Raw genomic sequence first — 8094 nt, forward strand, 5'->3', positions numbered from 1 at the left:
ACTGGAACCGGAACAAATTGAAGCTTACCTGCGTGAGCATCCGGATTTTTTCGAACAGCACCATGAGTTATTAGCAGAGATTAGTTTGCCGCACGAGTCGGGTTCAGCGGTGTCACTGGTAGAGCGGCAAGTGGCGATACTGCGCGAGCGCAATATCGATATGCGCCACCGCTTGAGCAAATTGCTCGACAACGCGCGCGACAACGATAAATTATTTGATAAAACCAAACGCTTGGTGCTGAGTCTGTTGGAAGGCCAGGATATGGGCGATATTATCGATGCGCTGCACTACAGTTTCGATAAAGATTTTAATATCCATTTCACTAGCGTGATTTTGTTCGGCAACGCCGACAAAGTGCCCAGCAGCCAGGCGCGCATTGTCAGTATTGCGGAAGCGCGCGAACATGTCGGCCCATTGCTGAAAAATAGCCGCGCAGTGTGCGGCACTCTTGGCACCAAAGAGATGCAATTCATTTTTGGTGGACACGCGTGCGAAATCGGTTCGGTTGCGACTGTGCCACTCATCCATGGCAGCGTGTTTGGTTTGCTCAGCATCGGCAACCGCGACCCACAATATTATCGCTCCAGCATGGGCACCTTGTTTTTGAGCTATATTGCAGAAGTGCTTAACCGTTTATTGCCGAAATATTTGCCGCGCTAACACTTTTTTGCCAATCGGAGATTTATGACCGACCTTTCTCCACCGGCTACTCCCATGCCCTTCGCCGAACAACTCGCGGCGTTTTACATTTATATCCGCAGCGAACGGCAGCTCTCCATTCACACCCAAACCAGCTACGCGCGCGATCTGGAAAAATTCCAGATTTTTTGTGCATCCAAATCGATTAAAGAATTGCATATGCTGGGGGTGAATCACATCCGCATGGCAGTTGCGCAATTGCATCGCGAAGGTTTGGGTGGAAAAAGTTTGCAGCGCTGGCTGTCATCGCTGCGCAGTTTTTTTCAATTTTGTATCCGCCGCGGCTGGCTCAAAAATAATATTGCCGATGGCATCACAGCGCCCAAATCCCCCAAAGCATTACCCAAAGTATTGGATGCCGACCAAGCCGCGCAATTTGTTCAAGTGGAAGGCGATGATTTTATTAACAAGCGCGACCGCGCCTTGGTGGAATTAATTTATTCTTCCGGCCTGCGTTTGGCAGAAGCGGTGAGTTTGGATATCAATGATATCGACTGGGGGGATGCCATGCTCACCGTCACCGGTAAGGGCCGCAAAACCCGCACACTCCCCGTAGGTTCGCATGCGCTTACCGCGCTCAAAGATTGGTTGGAAGCACGCAAGCTCTACACCCAAAATGACGAACCCGCACTTTTCACCACGCAGCGCGGCCAACGCATCAGCCATCGCGCAGTGCAAATGCGTCTGCAACAACTCAGCATCCAACAAGGCATGGACAACCCCGTCCATCCCCACATGCTCCGCCACTCCTTCGCCAGCCACATGCTGGAATCCAGCGGTGATTTACGCTTGGTGCAAGAACTCCTCGGTCACGCCAACATCTCCACCACCCAGGTTTATACCCATCTCGATTTCCAACACCTTGCGAAAGTTTATGATAAAGCGCATCCGAGGGCGGGGAGGAAGACGGATGATGAGGTATAGTGGAAATCTTTGGTGCAAAAAAGATTATCTTTGTAGCGAGTTATCTATTCAATTCATCTTCAGGGAAGCTTTAGGGTAAGTGACAATGAAAGTTAAATATTTATTTATTCTATTGATGGTGGCTTGTGCATCTTCAGCTGCTGAAAACTGTTGGGTTCACAGCTGCGATAAATTTATTGAAGTAAAAGTATTGAGATCCAATGCTGATTTTGCTGAGCGGAAAGAAGAGTCATTAAGAATCAGACTTGATGATGGCGCAACTGTTTCGTTGAATGACTCGGAAGATGAAGATATCAAATATTACTTGGTCGCTTATTTTCCCGAGGTGAATTACGCCGCTATTGAAACAGTCGAGTACAGTGGTGAAATAAGATCCGTATATCTTCATCCTCTAAAGGATGCTAAAGCTTTTTACAGCAACAAACGTAATATTGGCGGTTTCCCTGTTTTGTCTCCAGATAAAAAGAGGATGGCTGTATTTGGTTTCGATATTCATGCGCGTTTTAGCTTCAATGGACTGTCAATTTATAACGTGGAGGATGCACTATCTTTGGAGTTTGGTTTTGTCTCTGATGTTTGGGGGGTATCTGATGTTACTTGGGTTAATAATAATGAGCTGTCTGTTTTGAAAAAAACTTATGATGAGGTAAAGGAAAAATATCAAAACGAGCCTGTAACCTTAAAGTTTAAAAATGGAAACATAGTTTTTGGCGGTGCTGAAAAGAGCGATTGATGCCAGAATTGATGAGGGAAATTATCGAAAAGAAAAAATAAATTGAGTTGGCGTTCCGGCAACATTGCTGGTGTTGTTATAGAATCTATTATCGATTGCTCCAATTAGTCAAGTTTAATTGTCAGACTGCTCCAGTCACTGCTTGAGTTCCTTATGCCTACCTTATTCCCCCAGCTGTCGGCGAGCCAATGTCAACCCAATTACCTTATGCCCTAACAGTCATGAAGCCTGCCAAAGAAGGCACTCATTACCGCGAGGCTGAATAGGGTGAAAGCCAAAAAAATATTCATTACTTTTCTCTTTTTATCTGTCTTTTTGGGCGGGCTGGTTTACGTTGCTCTAGCATCATTCTCGGAGCATAAGGAATAAAAAAACCAGCATCGATTACTGGGTGCTGACTTCTAAAGAAATTTCCAGCATCGCCAAGTTCTGCAAAGATGACTCCACTTTTATTTATAGCTCTGCCGATGGCGTAAAGCCCATGATGGTGCAACTAAAACGTACAGTGACCAATAGTGAGGTTGTTGGCTATTTTGAGCGGGAAGGTTTTGTGAAAACTGATGCAGATAATTATAAAAAAATGAAAAAGAGTTTGAGTTAACACGCGAAGAAGAAGGTGAAATAACCATGACAACATTGCTGGTTTTCTTACAATTTCACATGCTTTATTGCTTTGCACAAAGCATTCCATGCTGGCGCATGGGAGGGAATAAAGATTAGATCGGGCGAGTGATTGTTTGAATTTGCAAGTACTAATAAGGAATCGTTTGATGAGTAATACTTTTTCCAAAAGCCTCTTCGTATTGGCATTAACACTTTTTTCAGTGTCTGCATTTTCACTCAACAGTGAAGATAAGAAGCCATTGCCAATTCACTACAGTGGCAGAGTTGTCATTGGTGAATTGGATAATAAATCCACATACACTTATTCATGGCCCGGCATTTATTTTGAAGCGGCTTTTATAGGCACGGAGGTCGAGTTAAAACTAAATGACAGCAATAACATATTCAATATTATTGTTGATGGGCAGGCGCCTATAGTGCTGACAAGGCCAGGTAAGACAACTTATTCCATTAACAACTTAACTCAAGGCAAGCACCATATTCGCCTTGAAAAGCGCACCGAAACACAGTTTGGTACTGGCACTTTTGAAGGTTTTTTTGTTCCAGTAAATAGCCAGGCAATTACACCGGAAAAGCCAAAACGCAACATTGAATTTATTGGCGATTCAGCAGTTGTTGGTTATGGCATTAGATCGCCCAAACGTGAGTGCAGAGAGGAAGAGGTTTTTTCTTTCACTGATACACAAATAACCTATGCTGCACTAACTGCAAAAGCGTTCAATGCGGACTATCAAATAAATGCATTATCCGGTTTTGGTGTTGTTCGTAACTATAACGGTGCGTTTGCGGAGAATACCTTTCTCTCCCTTTATCCTTACGCTCTGAATGACAAAGGCGCGCTCTACCAAAGTAATTGGTCGCCCAATATTATTGTGATTGGTTTGGGAGGTAATGATTTTGCCACGCCGTTAAATCCTGATGAAAAATGGAAAACACGCGAAGCATTGCATGATGATTATGTGAAAAACTACAAAGATTTCATTTTAAGTTTGCGAACAAAACATCCTAAAGCCCACTTTATCTTGCTTTCCTATGCTGTGGTTGGTGACGAATTGGGGAGCCAAGTTACACGTGTGATTAAAGAACTGAAACAAAAAGGTATTGGCGATATCGGCTTGGTCACCATAAAACCGGTAGAACTTGCCGCATGTCACTGGCACCCATCAGAGTCAGACCATAAAAAGTCAGCTGAGATATTAACGAATTATATTAAAGCTAATCCTGAGCTATGGAATTAATTGTGTTAGCTCAGAACTGATTGGGCAGTTTCAGGCTTTTTACGTGCGCCGCTAGTGCGCTTGGCCGGATGCTTATTTTTAGCTCAGTTCGGTAGCGTCACATTCCATATGATGCATTCATCACAAATCTGTTTTATCTATTAATTCTTATTAGCGAACCAGTCTTCAGTCGCACTTTGTGCTGCTTGGCATTTCAATCAATTAATCTGATTTATTAAGCGAGATGTGAATTTCGTTGCTCTTTTGTTTTTCTCTCCCCCTAAAATTCGCCTGATTGAAATGGTGCCCGACGTTATCAGCTACCTGTTGATGTCTTCGATGCTGCATTTTATTGCCTGGTGTTTTGATCGAAAAGGCGGGATTAATAATGAATAAATTATTGTTGGCCGTATTCACGGCGGGTGTTTTGCTGGCTGTTTATTTTGCAGTGCTGCCAAATGCCGGACAGCAAATGTCTGGCGATGGTGTTGGTGCTAGTGGAAAAATTTCACGTGCGCCGAAGACAGCAGCAGTGGTGGCTGATGCACAAGAGAAACCAGTGACAGTGCAGAATAATGACAACGAGCGCTATCAAGCGGTTTCGGATAATCCGCAGTTTCCAAACCTTGAACAGCGTATCGCCGAATTAAATCAGCTCTATCCTTACCGTGAATTTTCTTCCGCTGAGGTGCTGGATTTATTAGCACAATCACATGCTTGGGAAAGTTCAGCTGATATCCCCGACAGCTTGCCAATTACCGATGAACAGCGAAACGATGGTCGCGCATTTATTGAATTAAATCCCGAGCGTTTTCAAGTATTGCTGCCAGGTGACACGCTCGAATTACCGCTGGAAAAATTAGGGATGCATTTGCAAATGCAGGTGGACTCGCGGGAGCCATTGGCGAATGGCGGCTTCACATTGCATGGCCATCTGGTAGGAAGCGATGACGTTATGCGGGTCACTATCACCCAAGGCCCCGGTTTAAGTCTCGCTGGTATTGATACGCCCCAGGGGCACATTGTGATGCAGGCAAACGATACCCAGGGCTGGATTGCATCCAGCGAAACCCTCTTCAAACAAGATCCTCATTCCACAGATATTTTATTGCCCACCGACGAATAACCGATAAAGGTAATGTCTATGAAACTGAATTTGCTAAAAAAATTAATGTTGTTGGCCTTGCCGTTGTCGGGCATGAATTCGTCTTTTGCGGCTACTGTTGATTTATTGGTGTTGTACGACACACACAGCGCGAATTATTTTAATCAACAGGTTGAAACCGCAATGCAAAACTGGGTTGCACAAACGAATAACGTTTATAAAGACAGTAACATCGATATTCAATTGCGCTTGGTCGGCGCAGTTCCGCATGAGCAGGCCGGTGCAAGTATGGATGCAGTGTTGACCAGTTTGCGTGTAGACACGACCGCCGTAAATTTGCGTAATCAGTACGGCGCGGATTTTGTTACCCAGTTGCACCAGACCGGTGAGTGCGGCATAGGCTATATGGCTGTGAGCGCGCCCTGGGCATGGAATGTGGTTGGGCCGGATTGCGGCCCGCTGGTGCTGGCGCATGAGCTGGGGCACAACATGGGGCTCAATCATTCACGCAAACAAGGTGACACCGGCGGTGCACGCTATTCCTACGCGTTGGGTCACGGGGTGGATGGTTTGTTTGGTACGGTGATGACTTACTCCTGGCTTTATGTGAATAAAGCGAGTGGTCGCGTAGCGAAATTTTCTAACCCTGATGTGAATTGTTTGGGAGTGCCATGCGGCGTTCCTGTCGGACAACCCGACGAAGCTCACGCGGCGCAAGCGTTAAATAATGTGAAAAATGAAATCGCTGCATTCAGATCGGCGATTGCATCCTCGTCGAGTCAATCGTCGTTGGTTGTTGTCTCATCAAGTCGCGCGAGTTCAACGCCAGCTAACACTGTGTCATCGAGTCGTTCATCGCAAGCAATCAGTATTAGTTCCAGTATTCGCTCTTCTACTGCGACAACTTCAAGCCGCTCGTCTGTAGCCAGTAGTCTAATCAGAAGCTCAGCATCCAGTCGGGCTGCATCAAGCACAGGTGTAGTATCGGCGTTGGCGCAGTGTGATTATCGCGTGGTGAATCAAGGCTCGCGCAGTTTTACGGCGGTGATTGATATCACCAACCCTACCAATCAAGTGATTAATGGTTGGTCATTGAATTGGCAGTACAGCAACGGTGCTTACCTGACATACGCCAGTGGCGCTAATGTGTCGGGCCGCAATCCCTACACAGCGGTTAATCAAGCAAATAATGCGAGCATAAATCCCGGTCAGCGTGTGCGAGTTACGCTGTACGGGATTAAACCGCGCAACAGCTCTCATGAAATACCAGAGTTGACTGGGAAAAGTTGTCGCTAATTTTCCCTATCGTTTTCGCGGCCTTGCTCATTGATGTTATGTGCAACATGAGCAAGGCTGCGCTGCTAAATCCCCGCAACATTTTTATTCCACAGGGCGAAATTTAATGCGCGGCTGCAGTTGCTCCCTCTGCTAATGCAGTCCTGATGGTGTCTGCCAAAGGTGTAGTGGCGCGGCCGATCAGCCGGCTCAATTGGTGGCTTTCATCAAACAGTGCACCCTGCGCAGCACTGGCATCGGATGAAGCGAGCAGAGACGCGAGCCAATCAGGTAGACCTGCGTTTTGTAAAATTCCGCGATATTCCGCTTCCGGTAAATTGTTGTAGGGGATTTGTTTCCCGGTTTGGCGCGATAACTCGGCGGCAAAGTCTGCCAGTGTGTATGCCGCATCCCCTGCGAGTTCGTAAATCTTTCCTGCTTGATCATCGCGCACCAACACTTTTGCGGCGGCAGCTGCATAGTCGGCACGAGCCGCGAGTGAAATTTTTCCATCGCCCGCGCTGCCGAGCAGCACATTAAATTGCAGTGCGGTGGGGATGCCTGCGGTGTAATTTTCTGTGTACCAACCATTACGCAACAATACAAAAGGAATACCCGACGCTTTGATCAATTGTTCGGTCTCGCGGTGTTCGTGCGCGAGGTCCATTGGTGAATCTTGCGCGTTCAAAATACTGGTGTAAGCGAGTAGTCTCACGCCGGATTTTTTTGCGGCTGCCACCACGTTGCGATGTTGCTCCAGGCGTTGGCCTACCTCACTGCTGCTGATCAGCAGTAATTTTTCTACACCCTGTAACGCGGCTTCGAGAGCGGCGGGTTGGGTGTAATCTGCGGCGCGAACCTGCAGTCCGCGCGCTTGCAAATCGCTCGCTTTAGCGGGGTTGCGCACCAGCGCGATCAGTTGGTTGGCGGGAATATTTTGTAGCAGTTGTTCGATAACAAGACGGCCCAATTGGCCAGTAGCTCCGGTAATGGCGATCATAAAAACCTCAATTAGCTGTTGTGAAAGAGTGGCTATTGCCACGCGAAAAGGTTGCTTGCGCGCAAGTTCAGGAGCAGAATAGCAATCAAGCTAACTTTTAGTAAGTACGCACAAAAAGGTAAGTATGAAAAAAAACAGTCCGATCCCAAGCGCTAACACTGATCCTCAGTCCGCCAGCTACGCATCTATCACCGAGGCGTTGGCAGCGGGCAATGTGTTTGCTGACCAGTGCCCATCGCGTCTTATTCTCAATCACATCACCAGCCGTTGGGGGGTGTTGGTCTTGGTCGCGCTTCTTGCGGGCACCCATCGCTTCAGCGAGTTGCGTCGTAAAATTAACGGTGTGAGCGAGCGCATGCTGGCGCAGACGTTACAGACGCTCGAGGGTGATGGGTTTGTCGCGCGCCATTCACTCCCCGTCGTGCCACCGCATGTTGAGTACAGCCTCACGCCGCTGGGAATTGAGGTTGCAGAGCAGGTGCGTAATTTGGTGGATTGGATTGAGCAGAATGTGGG

Annotated in this window: 9 protein-coding genes; 8 read left to right on the forward strand and 1 reads right to left on the reverse strand. The window is 47.0% G+C overall.

What is annotated here, in order from left to right:
* Position 1 precedes the first annotated feature (1 nt).
* The 7 genes from ACWA6V_RS13210 (at position 2) to ACWA6V_RS13240 (ending at position 6599) form a co-directional block, all read left to right on the forward strand.
* Positions 2–661: a DUF484 family protein gene (locus tag ACWA6V_RS13210; RefSeq protein ID WP_449522928.1), complete on the forward strand. Its 660-nt coding sequence runs from the start codon at positions 2–4 to the stop codon at positions 659–661.
* Positions 662–685: 24 nt separating this feature from the next.
* Positions 686–1624: a tyrosine recombinase XerC gene (xerC, locus tag ACWA6V_RS13215; protein WP_449522929.1), complete on the forward strand. Its 939-nt coding sequence runs from the start codon at positions 686–688 to the stop codon at positions 1622–1624.
* 85 nt (positions 1625–1709) lie between these two features.
* Positions 1710–2357, forward strand: a complete 648-nt coding sequence (locus ACWA6V_RS13220; protein WP_449522930.1) for a hypothetical protein — start codon at positions 1710–1712, stop codon at positions 2355–2357.
* A 391-nt stretch (positions 2358–2748) separates the two neighbouring features.
* Positions 2749–2958, forward strand: coding sequence for a hypothetical protein (locus ACWA6V_RS13225; RefSeq protein ID WP_449522931.1), 210 nt, complete (start codon positions 2749–2751; stop codon positions 2956–2958).
* Positions 2959–3127: 169 nt separating this feature from the next.
* A complete protein-coding gene (locus tag ACWA6V_RS13230) occupies positions 3128–4219 on the forward strand; it encodes an SGNH/GDSL hydrolase family protein (protein ID WP_449522932.1) in 1092 nt (363 codons plus the stop codon).
* A gap of 367 nt (positions 4220–4586) precedes the next feature.
* Positions 4587–5324: a hypothetical protein gene (locus tag ACWA6V_RS13235; RefSeq protein WP_449522933.1), complete on the forward strand. Its 738-nt coding sequence runs from the start codon at positions 4587–4589 to the stop codon at positions 5322–5324.
* An 18-nt stretch (positions 5325–5342) separates the two neighbouring features.
* Entirely contained in the window at positions 5343–6599 is a 1257-nt protein-coding gene (locus tag ACWA6V_RS13240) for a cellulose binding domain-containing protein (protein WP_310067917.1), read from the forward strand.
* Between the two features lie 103 nt (positions 6600–6702).
* On the opposite strand, the gene ACWA6V_RS13245 is transcribed toward ACWA6V_RS13240, so the two are convergent.
* Positions 6703–7578: an SDR family oxidoreductase gene (locus ACWA6V_RS13245; RefSeq protein WP_449522934.1), complete on the reverse strand. Its 876-nt coding sequence runs from the start codon at positions 7576–7578 to the stop codon at positions 6703–6705.
* A 124-nt stretch (positions 7579–7702) separates the two neighbouring features.
* Here ACWA6V_RS13245 and ACWA6V_RS13250 point away from each other — a divergent pair.
* The coding region (locus ACWA6V_RS13250; protein ID WP_449522935.1) for a winged helix-turn-helix transcriptional regulator at positions 7703–8094 on the forward strand (392 nt) is incomplete at its 3' end.

The sequence above is a fragment of the Cellvibrio sp. genome (genome assembly GCF_053579595.1).

Bases quoted from the DNA above. Each gene is read 5' to 3' on its own strand.
- ACWA6V_RS13245 (WP_449522934.1), bottom strand. From the start codon at position 7,578: ATGATCGCCATTACCGGAGCTACTGGCCAATTGGGCCGTCTTGTTATC.
- xerC (WP_449522929.1), top strand. From the start codon at position 686: ATGACCGACCTTTCTCCACCGGCTACTCCCATGCCCTTCGCCGAACAA.
- ACWA6V_RS13235 (WP_449522933.1), top strand. From the start codon at position 4,587: ATGAATAAATTATTGTTGGCCGTATTCACGGCGGGTGTTTTGCTGGCT.
- ACWA6V_RS13230 (WP_449522932.1), top strand. From the start codon at position 3,128: ATGAGTAATACTTTTTCCAAAAGCCTCTTCGTATTGGCATTAACACTT.
- ACWA6V_RS13220 (WP_449522930.1), top strand. From the start codon at position 1,710: ATGAAAGTTAAATATTTATTTATTCTATTGATGGTGGCTTGTGCATCT.
- ACWA6V_RS13240 (WP_310067917.1), top strand. From the start codon at position 5,343: ATGAAACTGAATTTGCTAAAAAAATTAATGTTGTTGGCCTTGCCGTTG.